This window comes from Streptomyces hokutonensis, assembly GCF_042751305.1.
Lineage (GTDB): Bacteria > Actinomycetota > Actinomycetes > Streptomycetales > Streptomycetaceae > Streptomyces > Streptomyces hokutonensis_A.
Genome location: NZ_JBHYWD010000006.1, coordinates 346874 through 363600, shown reverse-complemented (window position 1 = coordinate 363600; position 16727 = coordinate 346874). Strand labels below are relative to the sequence as shown.

9 protein-coding genes are annotated in these 16727 nt (G+C 69.3%); 2 read left to right on the top strand and 7 right to left on the bottom strand.

Annotation, left to right across the window (positions count from 1 at the left end; all coding sequences use genetic code 11):
- Positions 1 to 22: 22 nt before the first annotated feature.
- Both ACFXC1_RS19165 and ACFXC1_RS19160 read right to left on the bottom strand, forming a co-directional pair.
- Positions 23 to 2368, bottom strand: coding sequence for an outer membrane protein assembly factor BamB family protein (locus ACFXC1_RS19165; RefSeq protein ID WP_381244135.1), 2346 nt, complete (start codon positions 2366 to 2368; stop codon positions 23 to 25).
- A gap of 179 nt (positions 2369 to 2547) precedes the next feature.
- The gene (locus ACFXC1_RS19160; protein WP_381244133.1) at positions 2548 to 3270 is read right to left on the bottom strand and encodes a VOC family protein; all 723 of its coding nucleotides are present in this window, start codon (positions 3268 to 3270) and stop codon (positions 2548 to 2550) included.
- 134 nt (positions 3271 to 3404) lie between these two features.
- Between ACFXC1_RS19160 and ACFXC1_RS19155 the strand changes: the two genes are divergently transcribed.
- Positions 3405 to 4040 (top strand): TetR family transcriptional regulator, encoded by a 636-nt coding sequence (locus ACFXC1_RS19155; RefSeq protein WP_381244320.1) that lies wholly within the window; start codon positions 3405 to 3407, stop codon positions 4038 to 4040.
- 61 nt (positions 4041 to 4101) lie between these two features.
- Here the strand turns inward: ACFXC1_RS19155 and ACFXC1_RS19150 are convergent, their stop codons facing one another.
- Together ACFXC1_RS19150 and ACFXC1_RS19145 are read right to left on the bottom strand one after the other, a co-directional pair.
- Entirely contained in the window at positions 4102 to 4587 is a 486-nt protein-coding gene (locus ACFXC1_RS19150) for a nitroreductase/quinone reductase family protein (RefSeq protein ID WP_381244132.1), read from the bottom strand.
- Positions 4584 to 5774: an acyl-CoA dehydrogenase family protein gene (locus ACFXC1_RS19145; RefSeq protein WP_381244130.1), complete on the bottom strand. Its 1191-nt coding sequence runs from the start codon at positions 5772 to 5774 to the stop codon at positions 4584 to 4586. Before ACFXC1_RS19145 ends, ACFXC1_RS19150 begins: the two co-directional genes overlap by 4 nt.
- A 76-nt stretch (positions 5775 to 5850) precedes the next feature.
- Here ACFXC1_RS19145 and ACFXC1_RS19140 point away from each other — a divergent pair, with 76 nt between their 5' ends.
- The gene (locus ACFXC1_RS19140; protein WP_381244128.1) at positions 5851 to 7023 is read left to right on the top strand and encodes a thiolase C-terminal domain-containing protein; all 1173 of its coding nucleotides are present in this window, start codon (positions 5851 to 5853) and stop codon (positions 7021 to 7023) included.
- Between the two features lie 99 nt (positions 7024 to 7122).
- Here ACFXC1_RS19140 and ACFXC1_RS19135 read toward each other — a convergent pair whose 3' ends face one another.
- The 3 genes from ACFXC1_RS19135 to ACFXC1_RS19125 form a co-directional block, all read right to left on the bottom strand.
- On the bottom strand, positions 7123 to 7503 hold the full coding sequence (locus ACFXC1_RS19135) for an Imm32 family immunity protein (protein WP_381244126.1): 381 nt from the start codon (positions 7501 to 7503) through the stop codon (positions 7123 to 7125).
- A 374-nt stretch (positions 7504 to 7877) separates the two neighbouring features.
- Positions 7878 to 8270 carry a hypothetical protein gene (locus tag ACFXC1_RS19130; RefSeq protein ID WP_381244125.1) on the bottom strand — a complete coding sequence of 131 codons (393 nt, stop codon included), beginning with the start codon at positions 8268 to 8270 and terminating at the stop codon, positions 7878 to 7880.
- 8 nt (positions 8271 to 8278) lie between these two features.
- Positions 8279 to 16480, bottom strand: coding sequence for an RHS repeat-associated core domain-containing protein (locus ACFXC1_RS19125; protein ID WP_381244318.1), 8202 nt, complete (start codon positions 16478 to 16480; stop codon positions 8279 to 8281).
- Between the last annotated feature and the right edge of the window lie 247 nt (positions 16481 to 16727).

Here is a 16727-nt window from a genome sequence, read left to right as displayed (position 1 = left end):
TACCGACCCCAACGGGCGCCGCTCACGCGGTCCTTGCGGTGCCCGTCCCCTTCTCCGCGTCGAGGGCGTAGACGCAGCGGTCCTTGCTGCACGCGTACACGACACCGTCCCGGACCACCGGTGCCCCGGTGATCTCGCCGCCGGTGGCGAGCTTCCAGCGGAGCCGGCCGTCGTCGGCCTTGAGGGTGTAGAGGAGGTGGTCGGTGGAGCCGAAGTGGATCCGGCCCTCGGCGACGGCGGGGGCGCCCACGATGTCGCCGCCCGCCTGGAAGCGCCATTTGGGGGTGCCGGTGACCGCGTCGAGCGTGTAGAGGCCCTTGCCGCTGCCGACGTGGACGTGTCCGGCGGCGACCAGGACGGGTTCGATGGAGGCGCGCGGTTCGGTCGCGATGCGCCAGCGGTCGCGGCCGTCGGCGGCGTCGAGGGCGTAGACCGTGCCGAGGTAGTCGGCGAGGTAGATGCCGCCGCCGGTGACCGCGGGGCCGGGGGCGAAGGTCGGGGCGCAGAGGAAGACCGCGGGGGCCTCGAAGTGCCAGCGGACCCGGCCGCTCGCCACCTCGACGGACAGGACGCGGGTGCCGGCGGCGACGTAGACGTGACCGTCCGGGGCGGCGGTGACCCGTACGGGTACGCCCCCGCAGGAGGCCGCGTCGCCGATCGGGTACGCCCAGCGCTCCTTGCCCGTCCGGGCGTCGAGGGCGCGCAGCCGGGCGTCCTGCCAGACGTAGACCGTGCCGTCGTGCAGCGCGGGGCCCGCCTCCGGAGACTCGAAGTCGGTCTGCGCGCCGGTCAGCTGCCACAACTGCTGCCCGGTGGCGGCCTCCCAGGCCTGCACTCCGCCGCCGCGCGTGCCGGTGACGACGGTGCCGCGGTCGGCCTTGAGGGAGTACACCCAGGCCTCGGTGGACAGCCGCCACAGGTCACCGCCCTCGCGGGCGTCCAGGGCGAAGAGAGTGGGGCCGTCCGAGGCGTGGATACGGCCGTCCGCGACCGCCATCGACCAGGCGACGTCCCTGGTCTTGAAGGAGCGGCGGCCGGTCTGCACGTCGAGTGCGTGCACCTCGAAGGAGGTAACGTAGACGAGGTCGCCGGCGACGGTCGGGGTGCCCCATACGTCGTTCGACATGCGGAACCGCCAGGGGCGCCAGCCGGAGGCGGTCTCCGGGGGCAGCGGCGGCGGTGCGGGTACGGCGGGTCCTACGGCGGCGTCGGTGCCGTTGACGCCGGGCCGGGGCCGGGACCAGGACGCGACGAGGCCGGCCTCCGGAGGGGGTGCCTTCACGGCGGCGGCGCGGGCGTCGGCGACCCGGGGGCCGGGGCCGATGGGCACGGGCGCGCCGGCCAGCCGTACGGGCCCCGTGTCGGGAGCGCCGACCGGGACGGGCACGACGGGGTCGTGGGAGGGCGGCGGCGGTACGGCGGCGCGGCCACCGCCGCTTCGGCCTGCGGTGGGCGTGGGTTTCACGGGCGGGCGGCCGCCGCGCCGGGTCTCGATGAGGGTGACCGCGCGCTCGGGCAGCCAGGCCGAGGCCGTTCCGCTGTCGTCGGAGCCGGAGCCGAAGAGGTGGGGCGCGAGCTGGGCCTGGAGGTCGGCCGGGTTGGGGCGGCCGGTGGCCTCCATCTGCATACAGGACTCGATGAGGGGGCGCAGTTCGTCCGGGAGGCCGGTGAGGTCGGGGCCCTCGCGCAGCAGCATGAAGACGGTCTCGACCGGGTTGGCGCCGTGGAACGGGGGGTGTCCGGTGGCGGCGAACACGAGCATCGAGCCGAGCGAGAAGACGTCGCTCGCGCCGGTGACGCTGCGGGAGTCCTTGGCCTGCTCGGGGGACATGTAGGCGGGGGTGCCCACCGCCACGTTCGTCATCGTCAAACGGGTGTTCGACACACCGGAGGCGATACCGAAGTCGATGACCCGCGGCCCGTCCTCGACAACGAGCACGTTCGACGGTTTGAGGTCACGGTGGACGAGACCCGCCCCATGGATGGACTGGAGCGCCTCCGCGACCCCCGCCGCGAGCCAGCGCACCGCCTGGGCCGGCATCGGCCCGCACTCGTTCACTATCTCTTCGAGGGAGGGCGCCGGAACGTACGCGGTGGCCAGCCACGGCACGGCCGCCCGCGGATCGGCGTCGACCACGGCAGCCGTGTAGAACCCGGAGACGGCCCGCGCGGCCTCGACCTCGCGTGTGAAACGGACCCGGAACAGCTGGTCCTCGGCGAGTTCCGTCCGCACGGTCTTGATCGCCACGCGCCGGCCGGACGCCGAGCGCGCGAGATAGACCAGCCCCATGCCGCCCGCGCCCAGCCGTCCCAGCACCTCGAACGGCCCGATCCGCCGCGGATCGTGCTGCGTCAGCTGATCCACCACTTGCCTGCCACCTCCCCGTACGAGCCGCGTCACCCACATATGTACGCGACCCCGTGCAGCGTCTCACCACCGCACCGCCATGGCGGCACGCACCCTGATTCTTCCTGGCCCGGCCACAGGTTGCGAACCCGGCGACCAATCGGGGTGTCTCGGCATATCTCCGGACAAAAGTCCAGGTGTCAGCGTTGCTGTAGCGCGAACGACGCCCCTTGATTGTCGGTGACGACGGCCACTTTTCCGTACGACGTCTCGAAGGGCGGGACCTGAACCCGCCCGCCGAGCCGCTGCACGGCCCCCAGAACAGCGGTGATGTCCTCGACCCGGAAGTGAACGAGGAAGTGCGGCGGCATCTCCACCGGGAAGACGTCGGAGACCGGCGCCCGCCCGAAGTCCGGGGCGGCCTCCGGTCCGAAGAGGGCGTCTGTGAAAAGTCCGCCGTAGAAAGTGTTCGCGGTCTCCGTGTCGCGGGCGTACAGCTCGGCCCAGCCGAAGGTGCCCGCCTTGTGCCGGAGCCCGAAACCCGGGAACCGGGCCGCCTGCCACAGCCCGAAGACGGCACCCTCCGGATCGGCGGCCAGAGCGGCCGTGCCCAGCTCCCCCACCGGCATCGGCGCCATGAATACCTGCCCGCCGGCGTCCCGGATCCGCCCGGTCAGCCGCACCACGTCCGGCGTCGCGAAGTACACCGTCCACACGGTCGGCAGCCGCCCGTCCGCCTTGTGGGCGAGCGCCGCGACGGCCTCACCGTCCTTGCGGGCCCATACGGAGCCGCCGTACGCCTCCTCGAAGGTCCACCCGAAGAGCTCACCGTAGAACCGCCTGCCCGCAGCCAGGTCCGGCAGCTGCGCGTCCACCCAGCAGGGGACGCCCTCTCCGTACGCGGATGCCCTGTTTTCGGCCATACCGTCAAAGTAACGGCGCCGCACGCACCCCGCAGACCAGGCACACCACCCTCTGGACCCTCGTGCACCCCATTTGCAGTCGGCCGAATCGCGCTCCGATCACCCCTCGGTAAGCTGACGGCATGACAGGACAAGTGCGTACCGTCGACGGCCGCGTGGCTGGCCGGCGTGGGCAGGCGACCCGGCAGAAGCTGCTCGACTGCCTAAGCGAGATGCTCAGCTCCTCCCCCTACCGGGACGTCAAAGTCATCGATGTCGCCCGGAAGGCGGGGACTTCACCCGCGACCTTCTACCAGTACTTCCCGGACGTCGAAGGCGCCGTCCTGGAAATCGCCGAGCAAATGGCAACGGAGGGCGGGCAGTTGACCGAACTGCTGGCCGGCCGGTCATGGGTCGGCAAGGCCGGCTGGCAGACCTCGCAGGAACTCGTGGACGGATTCCTGGAGTTCTGGCGCCGGAACGACGCGATCCTGCGGGTCGTCGACCTCGGAGCGGCCGAGGGCGACAAACGCTTCTACAAGATCCGCATGAAGATCCTCAACTCCGTGAACAACTCCCTCTCGGACGCGGTCACCGAGTTGCAGTCCAAGGGCAGGGTCGACAAGGACGTGAACCCGGCGGCCGTCGCCGGTTCGCTGGTCGCGATGCTGGCGGCGGTCGCCTCGCACCAGAAGGGTTTCCAGACGTGGGGCGTCAAGCAGGCTGAACTCAAGCCGAACCTGGCGCTGTTGGTCCACCTGGGCGTGACCGGCAAGAAGCCGACGAAGTAGCGGTTCCTGCTTCCCAGGTTCTGACTTCTCAGGTCCCAAGTCCTGTCTCGCGGGCGGCGGTTCACCCAGGTGGACCGTCGCCTGCCCTGCGTGTGATCCGGAACAGCCGGATCTCCCGCTCCACCCGCGCCTGGTACGTGGCATACGGCGGCCAGAAGACCAGCGCCGCCTTCCACACCTCCGCCCGCTCCTCCCCCTCCAACAGCCGCGCGGTGACCGGGATTTCCACACCCTTCCAACTGATCTCGGCCTCAGGGTGAACGATGAGGTTGCGGGTCCAGGCCGGATGACCCGTGCGTCCGAAGTTGGACCCGATCAGAACCCACCCGTCCTCAACCGGCATACAGGCCAGCGGAGTACTCCGCCGCTGACCGCTCCGCGCACCCCGCGCCGTCAGGATCACCCCCGGCAGCATCTGGGCGCTGAGCAGCACCTTCCCGCGCGTCAGCCGGTGCACGGCCCGGTCGAGGGCGGGGATGACGTGCGGGGCGACGCGAGCGAACCCGGGCGTCGACGAAACCTTCTGCACCAGTCGCACACCGATCACACCGTCACCTCACGGCTCTCGAAGAGACGCGCACCCTCGGCGGCGTGTGCCCGCAGCCGGTGCACCGGCCCGAAGAGCAGTTCGTCGCCGGCGGCACGCTTGAAATAGAGATGGGCCTCGTGCTCCCAGGTGAACCCGATCCCGCCGTGCAACTGGATCCCCTCGGCGGCGGCCACGCGCAGGGCCTCCAGCGCCTGCGCGAGGGCGATCCCGCCGACCCGCTCCCCGTTGCCGATGGCCCAAGCGGCGTAGTAGGCGGCCGACTTGGCCGCCTGCACCTGCACATACACATCGGCCAGCCGGTGCTTCACCGCCTGGAACGACCCGATCGCCCGCCCGAACTGCTCACGCTGCTTGACGTGTTGAACCGTCCGCTCCAACGCACGGTCGGCGGCCCCGACGGCCTCGGCGGCGAGCACGGTCGCGACGGTGTCACCGAGCGCGGAAAGCTCCCGTAGCAGCCGCGGGCTGTCATCGGCGCCCAGCAACTCCCCCTCCACATCCCGCAGTTCGAGCCGGGCCTGCGGCCGGGTCGCATCAAGGGCGGTCTGCCGGGTCCGTACGAGCCCGTCGGCGTCCCCCGCGACGAGGAAGAGGAGAGTCCGCGACCGGGCGAACCCGCCGGTATGGGCGGCGACAAGGAGCAGCTGAGCACTGTGCCCGTCAAGAACCTGCGCGACCTGCCCGTACAACCGCCAGCCGCCGTCCCCCACTTGTCTGGCCTGCACCCCGCCCGCACGCCCGCCGCCGGCCCACTCGCCGCCGCTGGGCCCGGTGAGGGTGAGGGCGGTGGTGAGGGCGGGGCCGGGTATCGCGAGGGCGGCGGTCAGGGAGCCGGCTGCGATGCGGGGCAGCAGCCGGGCGCGCTGGGCCTCGGTGCCGAGTTCCAGAACGAGCGGCGCGACGAGCACGGCGGTGGCGAGGAGCGGCGAGGGCGCCAGGAAACGGCCGGTCTCCTCTGCCGCGAGGGCGAGTTCGGTAGCCGAGCAGCCGACACCGCCGTAGGCCTCGGGGAGGGCGAGTCCGGGCAGGCCGAGCTGCTGGGCAAGGGCGGTCCAGAGGGCGGGGTCGTGTCCGGCGGGGGTATCGACGGCGGCACGCAACTCGTGGGAACCGCACCGCTTTTGGAGCAGTTCGCGGAGGGTACGGCGGATCTCGTCCTGCTCGGCGGTGAAGCTGGCGTCCATGACACTTCCCTCCAGATCTGACGGTCCGTCATATTAGGAGTCCGGGCACGATATGCACAGAGGGAGGAGGCCCCTCATGACACCGGGGAGCCGCAAGGTCGCCGTGGTGGGCGTGGCACTGTCCGACTGCGGACGGGTCGACGACACGACCCCCTACGCCCTGCACGCCCAGGCGGCCCGCCGCGCAGTCGCTGACGCGGGCCTGGACCGGTCCGTGGTGGACGGCTTCGCGTCGGCGGGCCTGGGCACGCTGCCGCCGGTGGAGGTGGCCGAATACCTGGGCCTGCGCCCCACCTGGGTCGACTCCACCGCGGTCGGCGGCTCCACCTGGGAGGTCATGGCGGCACACGCGGCGGACGCGATAGCGGCGGGCCACGCGAACGCCGTGCTGTTGGTCTACGGCTCGACGGCCCGCGCCGACATCAAGGCGGGCCGCAGAACCGGCGACCTCTCCTTCGGCGCACGGGGCCCGCTCCAGTTCGAGGTCCCCTACGGCCACACACTGATCGCCAAGTACGCGATGGCCGCGCGCCGCCACATGCTCGAATTCGGCACGACCGTCGAGCAGTTGGCGGAGGTGGCGGTACAAGCCCGCGCCAACGCCGCCCTCAACCCGGAGGCGATGTTCCGCGACCCGATCACGGTCGACGACGTCCTCTCCGGCCCGATGATCGCGGACCCCTTCACCAAACTGCACTGCTGCATACGGTCAGACGGCGGGGCGGCGATCCTGCTGGCCGCGGAATCGTACGTACGAGACTGCCGCACGGCACCGGTCTGGATACTCGGCACCGGAGAACACGTCTCGCACGCCACGATGTCCGAATGGCCCGACTTCACGGTGTCCCCGGCAGCGGTGAGCGGCCGACTTGCCTTCGAACGAGCCGGAGTCCGCCCCGAGGAGATCGACTTCGCGGAGATCTACGACGCGTTCACCTACATGACCCTGGTGACGCTGGAGGATCTGGGCTTCTGCGCGAAGGGCGAAGGGGGCGCGTTCGTGGAGAAGGGACGGCTGCGAGTGTCCGGCGGCGAGTTGCCGGTGAACACCGACGGGGGTGGCCTGTCGGCCCAACACCCTGGCATGCGAGGGCTGTTCCTGCTGGTGGAGGCGGTACTGCAGCTACGGGGAGAGGCCGGGGCCCGCCAAGTCACGCGGAGAGACGGCGAGTTGCCGCGCCTCGGCGTCGCCTCCGGCACGGGCGGGTGGTTCTGCTCGTCGGGGACGGTGGTGCTGGGGCGGGGGTGACACGCTCCAGGCGAACGGCTACTCGTACGCGAACAACAACCCGGCAACGTATGCCGATCCGTCCGGTCTGACGTTCTCGGCGGGCCGAAGTCTCTCCGCTCACTTCATGAACGCAATCACCAGCGGGTCCGACTCTGGCGCGATGTAGTCGTATGTCGGGGAGTCGACGTGGCAATGATCGCTTGCATCCGCCTCGGCGGCGAAGCCCTCGATGTTGTCGGCGAGGAGGTCGAGAGCTTCCCGCGCTCCCTGGATCCTCAGGATCTGGGCTTCCGTGACAATCGAAACGGTGGCCCGCTCCGGATCCTCCTGGAACGCGATCTCGGACAGCGACCTCTCGTAGGGAAAGGGGCGCCGGTCCTCCGGGAGATCACAGCTTCCGGCCTTCCCCCGCAGCAGCTGCCCGAACGCCAGCAGCCCTTGACGCGTCCCAGAGAGCTCAAGCTCTCTGGTCTTCCCGCTGTACAGAACCTGCAACATCACATCCCCTCCAACCTGCCGATCGTACCGATCACCAAGACGGGATCGTCCTGCCGACCCTTCGGCCTCGGTCGGCTCTACGGCAGATCTCAAACGCGCTCTGAGAGACTGGAGCACGGCATAGTAGGCGGGGCTGATTTGCTGGAAAATCTTCCCTGCTGGAGAATTCCCCATCCTGTTCAACCATCGGACGAGACGGCGGGATAACAATCCAGTCCGGCAGGCCGTCGCCTCTCGAATTACACAGGACCTTACGCCGCCTCTCTGTTCGGTGTACTCCCGTAGCGGTCGAATGTCCAGACTCCAGACACCACAAGCACGCCAGCCCTAAGGGATCGGCATGGAGGGAAGTGTCCGAACTCGGCCGATTGTATTCATTCTACGGTCCAGTACTTACCCAAACCACCAACGAAGCCGCCAAGGAAATCGACTGCAGCTTGGACTGCCTCCTTCGCAGTTACCAAATGTGATCGCGGGAATTTTCCCAGCTGACCGCCACAAACGAGTCCAATTTCCTGCTCGTCCCCGTTGGGATCCTTCAGATGAAGGATCCCACCGTCCTCCAACTCTCCGGTTACCAAAAACAAGTCCGGCCCACCGGAGATGGTCAAGAATCGAAATGGCGCATCGTCAACGATGGAGATTTCCGTCCGTCGCTTCCCGTCAAGACGCGCCAGCGCTTCAGTAACGTCGGCAACGCTAGGATCATCCGAGCTCCAGTCAGCAGATCTGGAGCCAACCCTGTCGTCTCCTGCAAGCGTAATCACTAACACTCCTACAGCAGAGCCCTCGGAATCGACGGCCTCCGCACAGCATTGATGGTAAATATTCCTGACGGCGTATGGACGAGCAGTTCTTCAATCCCGAGCCCGCGCATGAGAGACCCGACTCCACCGGTAGCACCACAGGCCCGACAGAAATCGCGGTCAACGTGAAGGACAGCCCGTGTCCCGGCAGCGCCCGCGTCTTTGGCCTGCTGAAATACATCTGCCTCAGCGTGAGTCTTGGTCTGGGCATTCACGCGGATATTCACATCCCTGCCATGAGCATTCCTGCCGAAGAAGACCTGACCATCTTCCGTTTGCAACCGCGCAGCAGTGTAAACGTCATCTTCGCTCCCCGCTGCGGGCATCCCTTGATCAGCTCGATATTGCTTGAGCTCACCCCAGCCGCAGTTGTGAACCAATACGGGCGTGCCGCCCGCCAGCACATAGTACGTATGCAGCACGCCGACGGTCAGGTTGTGAACCGTCGCATCCAGCGCCGTCCACCGCTCCACCGCCGTGATCTGGACGTACGTGCCGGCGCTGGTGCGCAGCCACTCGCCCGAGTGGAGAGCGGTCGCGTCGATCCACTCACCGAGTTCCGGGACCCAGAACGGGTGACCGGCGGTCGCGGTGACCTGAGCGGTCTTCGTGCCCTTCTTGCCGTCCGTGTCGATGGTGACCTTGACCAGGTGCTTGACGCCCTTGCCGAGGATCTCGGCAGTGACCGTCTCTGCCACGGTCTCGCCCGTTTCCGGGTCGGTCGCCAGGACCTTGTCGCCCGCCTTGACGTCCTTGATCTTCTTGGTGGAGCCGTCGGCCATCAGGACCTGGGTGTCGGGGGTGAAGCTGTTGGCCGTGCAGCTCGCGCCCTCGGAGCCGCCGCCTTCGCCGCCGCCGCTGTCCTCCTTCCCCGACCCGTCCCGTGACCCCCCGGACTTCTCGTCCGCCTTGCCGCCGGCCTTGGAGCCCTTGGACTGGGCCTGGGAGCGGGCCTTTGCCTGGACCGGGTTGCCCTTGGCGCCCTTGGAGCCTGTGTGGGCTTTCTTCCGTACCGCCTCCGCGGCGCGTTTCGCCGCTTCTCTCGCCTTGCGTTTGGCTTCGGCCGCCGCGGCCTCCGCGGCCTTCTTCGCCTTGAGCAGGGCGACCTTCGCGGCCTTGGCCGCCTTCATGCCGATCTCGGCCGCGCGCTTGGCCGCCTTGAACGCCTTGACCGCGCTCATCGTGCCCTTGAAGGCACGCCACATCTTCTTGCCCTTGGAGAAGACGCTGGTCCAGGGAATCGCGTCCATCAGCAGGCTGCCGCACGCCCACAGGTCGCCCTGGGTGAAGCAGCCGACCACGTCGTTCCAGCCGATGAACTCCTTGAACACGGCCCAGCCGGTCGCCAGGATCACATCGCCGATCGAACGGCTCAGGGTCTTCTGATAGGCGGCGATCTTCGCGTCCAGCGCCGCGATCGACGCGTCGAAGCTCGACGCCGACGACGTCAGACCGGACGGATCGGCGTACGTGACCGGGTTGTTGTTCGCGTACGAGTAGCCGTTCGCCTGGAGCGGGTCACTGTCGTCCAGGACCGGGTCCGCGGAGATGAAACGGCCCGTGGCCGAGTCGTACTCGCGGGCGCCCATGTGAGTGAGGCCCGTCTCGGCGTCGTCGTCGCCCGTGTGGAAACCGGTGTGGGAGCGCGGGGCCGTGCTCACCGCGCGGTCCTCGCCCCATGGGTCCCGCTTCGTGACGCGTACGGTCATTCCGTCGTCGAGGCGGACCTCCGCCAGCGGGGTGCCGTTGAGGTCCGTCGCCTGGGCGTACATGTGTTCGCTGACGCCGGCCGTGTTGTCGACGCCCTCGCGGAAGCGGGTGACCGACGGGCCGCCGATGCCGGCGTACGTCCGCTCGACGTAGCGGACCTTTCCGGCCGTCGTCAGCGACACCTTCGTGTCGGGCAGGTTGAGCACCGCGCCCGCGCTGGTGCGCTCCAGCAGGCGGTTGCCCATCGCGTCGTAGACGTAGGTCGTCTTCGACGCGGGCTTCCACAGCTGGCCCGCCACGGTCGAGCTGCACGCGGCGAGCGTGAGGTCGGTGCCGACCGTGGACGCCGGTGCCGCCAGGCACAGGCCGGTCGGGACGTGCTTGACCTGGCCCGTGCTCAGGGTCTGCCAGCGCTGCGCGGCCACCGCGTTGTCGCAGGCCTGGATCAGGACGGCCGCGCCGATCGCCGTGCCGTTCGGCTGGACGCAGCGCCCGCCCACCACCAGCTGACCGACCGTCGCGTCCTCCACGGTGCCGTCACTGTTGGTGTCGGCGGCCTTCAGGCGCAGCTGCTGCGGCCTGCTGCCGTTGCAGACGAACACCTGCATCGCCGTGCCGGCCGTCGTGCTGCCGGCCGACAGGTCCATGCACAGGCCGCCGACACCGATCCAGGCCCCTGAGCCGTCGGCGCCGAAGCCGGTCACGGACTCGACCTTGCCGTCCCACGTCCAGGTCATCGTCTGCGCGCTGTCGCCGCCGGTGGAGCGGGTCTCCATCTCGCCCGCGGCGTCGTAGGTCTGCGTCGAGCGGGTGGTGACCTGGGCGCCCGCCGCCGTCGTCGACGACGTGGTGTAGGAGGTCAGCGTGTGCGGCTGGGCGTTCTTCGCGGTGGTGCTGGTTCCGTAGGCGTAGTCCGTGACCGTGTCGGCCTTGGTGTCGCGCGCCCCGGAGATGAACGTCGGGTCGGCCTTGTGGATCGTCTTCTTCGTCCGGTTGCCCAGCACGTCGTAGTCGTAGGACTGCCAGTAACCGTCGTTGCCGGACGAGACGTTGACCGTGTTGTCGGAGTAGACGGGCTCGGCCGTCGACTTGCCCGCGGCCACGCAGGCGCCGCCGCCCGGTGTCGTCCACGCCTCCTTGAGCTGGCCGAGCGTGTCGTAGGTGAAGCACTGCTGGTCGGTGGTCGTGCCCATGCGGTCGGCGACCGACAGGACGTTGCCCGACGCGTCGTAGGAGTACGAGCGCTTGCTGACCTCGCTGCCCGGCACGACCGTCGTGTCCGTGGCGCTCTCCCGGACGAGCCTGCTGGTCGAGAGCTCGCCGGTCGACTCGTTGAACGTGTTCTCCTGCCACAGCCGGTGGCCCTGCTCGCCGATGGTGGAGCGCAGCACCTGTCCGTACGGCGAGTAGGAGGCCTCCGACGTGTACCAGTCCTTGCCGGAGACCGAGGTCGGCAGGCCCGCCGCGTTGTAGCGGGTGATGACGTCCTCGGCGTCGAGGCCGCCGGCCGCCGGGGCCGTGTAGGTCTCCAACTGGCCGTCGTCGTTGTACTTGTACGTGTACTTGTACTGCGTGGCGAAACCGTCGGCCGTCAGGCCGGCCGTCGAACCGGGCGGCAGTGCCACGGTCACGTCCGTGGGCTGGTAGTCGGCCGTGTAGCCGCCGATCGTCGTCGTGTACGCCTTGCCGTCCGTGTAGCGGGTCGCCGAGGAGAGCTGCCCCTTGCCGCCGCTCGCGCCGTCGTAGGCGTACGTCTGCGCGAGAGTGGAGGTCGTCGAGCCCTTCGGGGTGACCTTGACCTGCTCCACGCGGTTCAGCCGCTCGTAGCCGTACGAGACGACCTGGCCGCGGGCGTCGGTCGCCTTGTCCACCCGGCCGTAGGCGTCGTAGTCGGTGTGCGTCGCGCCCGTGTCCGGGTCCGTGGTGTCCGTGACCCGGCCCAGCGCGTCGTACGCCCACGTCCGGGTGTTGCCGACGTCGTCGGTGGAGGTCACCATGTCGCCGCGCAGGTCGTAGTCGTACGTCGTGGTGATCGCGCCGGTCTCGGTCAGCGCGGTGTCGGCGAAGGTGTCCTGACGGGTCGTGCGGCCCAGCGCGTCGGTCCAGACCCGGGAGGCGGGCGTGCCCTTGGGCTGGCGGACGACCGTGTAGTCGAGGGCGTACTCGTAGCGGGTGCGGCGGTCGGTGGTGGTCGCCGCCTTGCCCGCGTTGGTGAACGTCTCACCCGTCTGCGGGTAGGAGTTGTGCACCGGCGTGACCGTCAGGACCCGGCCGAGGCCGTCGTAGGTGTACGAGGTCGCGTTGGGGACCAGCGACTCCGAGGAGGGGACGACCAGGTCCGTGGTCGGGTCGCCCTCCATGTAGTACGCGTTGCGGGTGTAGCGGACCTGGCCGGCGCTGTTGTGGAGCGTGTCGGTGATCAGCCGGCCGCCGCCCACGGCCGGGGTCTGGGTCTGACGCTCGCGGCCCAGGCCGTCGTAGATCGTGGTGGCGGACTCGTACGTTCCGTCGCCCGCCGTGGTCTTCGGGTTGTCGGCGAGGGAGTCGGTCACGACCGACACCGGCTTGCCCGGGTCGGTGGTGTACGTGTACTTGACCGTCGGGTCGTCCGTGGCGGGCTGGGTGGCGTCCCAGGCGGCGACGGCGCGCCCGAGCGGGTCGTACGCGTAGGACTCGGTCCGGTTGTTGGCGTCCGTGGACTTGAGGGTCGTGCCGCGTCCGGGTTCCAGGTAGGTGGTGTCGGTGAAGCCCGCGACCACGGCGCCGTCGACGACCTTGTTCCCGGTGACCGTCTCGATCTTGTAGACCTGGCCGTCGGACGGCGTGTACGTCGTGGTGTTGAACACCCCGGTCGGGTCGGTGACCTTCGTGACGCGGCCGGTGGGGTCGTACTCGGTGCGCGACTCGGGGTTGGTGGTCTCCCAGCCGGTGCCGGCGCCGGTCGGCGCCTCCGTCCTGGTGACCAGGCCCTTGGTGGGTGTGGCGGTGGACGAGCTCGCGCCGTCGTAGAACATGCGCGAGGCGCTGACCAGGGTGGTGCCCGTCGAACTGGAGAGATCGGTGGAGCAGGTGCTGGTGCCGGTGGTGGCGACGGTCCGGGCGACCAGGCCGACGAGGTAGTTGGTGCCCGAGGTGTTGTGCACGTACGAGGTCGCGGTGCACGACTCGTCGCCGGAGACGGCCGTGTCGCCGTACTCCTTGACCTTGGTCGGCAGACCGTACGTGGAGTCGTACTCGGTCTCGGAGGTCACCGTGTGCAGGGTCAGTTTGTCGGCGGCCTTGCCCGAGGCCTTCGAGATGGTCGAGGTCCTGCCGAGCGTGACGCGTTCGGAGACCACGTCCGGGCCGTCGGTGCGGTCGCGGGTGGCCAGGCGGACCGGGGCGTCCGGGTAGTTGACCGTGCGGGCGACCCAGCCCGTGGCGGTGTCGGCCGACGCGTCGGGGTAGGTGAGCGACTCGGCGACCATGCCGGCGTACGCCCTGCGGTCGGTGGCCAGGGTCGCGCCGGTGATGTCGGTCGTCACCACGGAGCGCTTGACGTCGTCGGAGGACTTCTCCGGGGTGTCGTCGGCGAGGACGTCGTCGTCCATGCCGCGGAAGTAGCGGGTGACGGACTTGGAGGCGACGCTGCCGTCCGGTGTGTCCGTGGTGCCGGTGGTCGTGGTGACGAGCGGGAAGCCGCGGAAGTCGTCCCAGGTGCGCTTCTTGGGGCGGGAGAACTCCGACTGGCTCTTGGCCCACAGCGCGCCGTCGACGGCGTCGTCGTCGGTCTCGTACCTGTACGTCGTCACGATGTCCTTCGCGTCGGCGAGACGCGGGAACTCGGTGATCTTGTCGACGACATACTTGTGGAACCAGGAGATCCGTTTGTCCTCCAGCTCACCGTCGGCGTGCCAGTACGCCGGGTAGCAAAGGGAGTGGTTCCGGTCGATCGTCGGACGGGCGGAGCCGGTGAGGCACTTGCCCTCGGGGTCCTTGTAGTCGATGTGGGTTCGGCCGCCGTACTCGGAGACGACGTCCTGGATACGCAGCCGCGCGAACAGCGGGGACGTGTCGGAGGAGCCGTTCTTGACGCGGTTCGGCAGCGGGTTCTGGTTGTGGCCGAAGGCCACCGGGTTGAGGCGGTCGGTGGAGCCGTCCACCGCGTAGCCGGTGCGGGTGATCGATTCCAGCCAGAGCGCGGTGTACTCGCCGGTGAGGTTCCAGGGGAAGGACTGCTTGAGGCCCCAGGAGTCGACCTTCGACAGCGAGGTCGTGGTCGTCGCATCCCCGTCCAGGCCACAGGCGTTGCGCTGGCCGCTCTCGTTGCCGTCGGCGTCCGAGGAGTACTCGGTCAGTGTCACGCCCTGCTCGCGCTGGGTGCAGGCGTCGACCGACGCGAGGCGCTTGCGCGAGAAGAAGGTGGGCGCGTACGTGCCGCACTTCTTGCCGGTCGCGCAGGCGAGGTCGGCGGGGGTGTCGAACCAGGGCCGGGTCCGGTCGGACTGCTTGGAGTCGAAGTTGGCGTTCGAGCAGGCCACGTTCAGCGCGGGGTCGTCGAAGCAGCGCTCGCTTGCGTTGAACCTCACCCGGCCCAGCGGCTCCTGGGAGAAGAGCGTGGTGGCGCGCTGGCCGTAGTCGATGTGGGAGAGGTAGCCGGCGCGGTCGTACTCGACCGCCTTGGCCTCCTGCATGTCCCGCGCGTAGGCGTTCTTCTCCTTCTCCCACCACAGCGACATCGCGTTGCCCGTGGTGTCCACGACGTAGTCGAGCTGGAAGCGCCAGCCCTGGTCGCAGAAGGAGTCCGCGAACTTGGCGGCGTGGCAGGGGTCTTCGGAGTGGTTGCCGGCAACCGGCACATTGAGCACCGACTTGGTCTCCGGCTTGCCCGAGGTCCAGCCCGGGAGGCGGTTCAGACCGAAGTAGTACTGGGTGCCGTCGTCGGTGGTGACCCGCCAGAACTCCCCGTTGTTGTCACCGTTGTTGGAGCCGTCGATCCCCGTGAGGGTCTTGTAGTCGGCCGCGGTGAGCAGTTCGACGCGCATGTTCTCGCCGCGCGCGCCCTTCCACTGCTTGGTGGTGTCGTCGCGCACCAGCTCGGTGGTCGTCCCGTTCAGGGAGAGCACCGCGTTGTACGAGCCCCAGCACTGGTCGCCGGTGAAGTGGTCCTTGTTGTTGGCGTCGGCGGTGTCCGCCGCGCAGCCCACGAAGGTGCGGGTGATGGAGCCGGGGTTGTAGTCCCAGCCCTCGCCGACCCAGGAGACCTGGTTGTTGGTGGCGGACGTACGGCCGTCGGAGGTCTGGGAGTTGTAGCTGAGGGTGACGTTGGGCGTCGGGCCCGCCGGGACCTGCGGGGCGGCCATCGTGTACGCGTAGGTGAAGGCGCCGGAGGAACCGCCCGCCGTCCAGGAACCCGCCGACACGATCGGGCTCGCGGAGAAGTCGCCGCCGGCGCCGGCGCCGTAGGAGCTGCCGACGAGCAGGCCGCCGCCGGAGGAGCCGGCGATCTGCCGGACGGCGCCGGCCTTGTCGCCGCGCCAGACGGCGGAGTCGACCTGGCCGGTGTCCGTGGCGACCGCGCTGTTCGCGGTGGACGCGGCGGCGGAGACCGACGCGAGGTCGGCGGTGTCCAGGGTGACGTTGACCAGGGTCTCGGGGACCTGGGTGGTGGTCTCGGTGGAGCCGTGCGTCTCGTCGGGAGCGCCGTCCTCGCCGGTGTCCGCCTCGGAGCCCGAGGAGTCACCGGCGTCCAGCGCCACGGTGACGCTGTCGCCGGTGCGCTCGACCTCGGTGGTCACCGGTATGCCGGTGGAGCACGCCTCGTCCTCGGGCGTCGTCGCATAGCAGGCCGGCATCAGCGTGAAGGAGAGCCGGTCGAGCCACTGCGCGCTGTAGGTCTCGGCGAGTCTGGTCGCGTCGATGGAGACGACCGCGTCGCCGGTCGCGGTGTCGGGGGCGTCGACCGCGAGCATGAAGCCCTGGGCGCCGCTCGCGACGGCGTCGGCCTCGGGGGCGGCGGCGACGCTCCACTGGCCTTCGAGGGCGTCGGCCTGCGCGGCGGTGGCACCGTCGGGGGCGCCGACGCCGATGCTCATCGTGCCGTCGGCCGACTTGGCGACCTCGGTCGTGGCGCCCGCGGTCATGGTGTCGACGGCCTTGGTACCGGAGGCCGCGGGCACCTCGGCGACGGCCGCCGGCGCGTACGCCTTCTGCGGATCGGTCGCGGCGGAGCCCGAGAGATCGTCGAGGTCGTCGGCGAACTTCTCGTCGAGCGGGACGGCGTCCGTCTCCTGAAGGTCCGCGAGGTCGACCGTCGTCCGGGGATCACCGGGGCCGAACGCGACGGCGCTGGGCAGCAGGGTGACGTTGAGGGCGAGGACCAGCCCGGCGACGACGCCGACCCGCGTCCGGCGACGGACCAGGCGCTCGCGCGGCGATCTCGCCAGCGAACCTCTGCCGCACCACGACAGCACCGCACGCACGGTCAAAACGAACCTTCCCCCCGTGACACTTCGTCAGAAACCCACATGTCCCGACAGCACTTGGTGAGCAACGGCTTGCGCACCGGGCACGAAGATAAAGACGCCGTGAAGATCACCGTCAAGATGTGACGGATTTGTGTTAGCTATGTCACTGTCCAAAACCAGGCAAAGAACGGCAAAGAAAAGCCCTGGGTGTCTTTGCGCGCCGATTACTCGATTCGCGTCGGCCAAAGGGTGTTGATCAGGC

What these genes read in the sequence shown, in the direction of transcription:
- ACFXC1_RS19160 (WP_381244133.1), bottom strand. Translation starts at nt 3,270, where the DNA reads ATGGCCGAAAACAGGGCATCCGCGTACGGAGAGGGCGTCCCCTGCTGG.
- ACFXC1_RS19145 (WP_381244130.1), bottom strand. Translation starts at nt 5,774, where the DNA reads ATGGACGCCAGCTTCACCGCCGAGCAGGACGAGATCCGCCGTACCCTC.
- ACFXC1_RS19140 (WP_381244128.1), top strand. Translation starts at nt 5,851, where the DNA reads ATGACACCGGGGAGCCGCAAGGTCGCCGTGGTGGGCGTGGCACTGTCC.
- ACFXC1_RS19135 (WP_381244126.1), bottom strand. Translation starts at nt 7,503, where the DNA reads ATGTTGCAGGTTCTGTACAGCGGGAAGACCAGAGAGCTTGAGCTCTCT.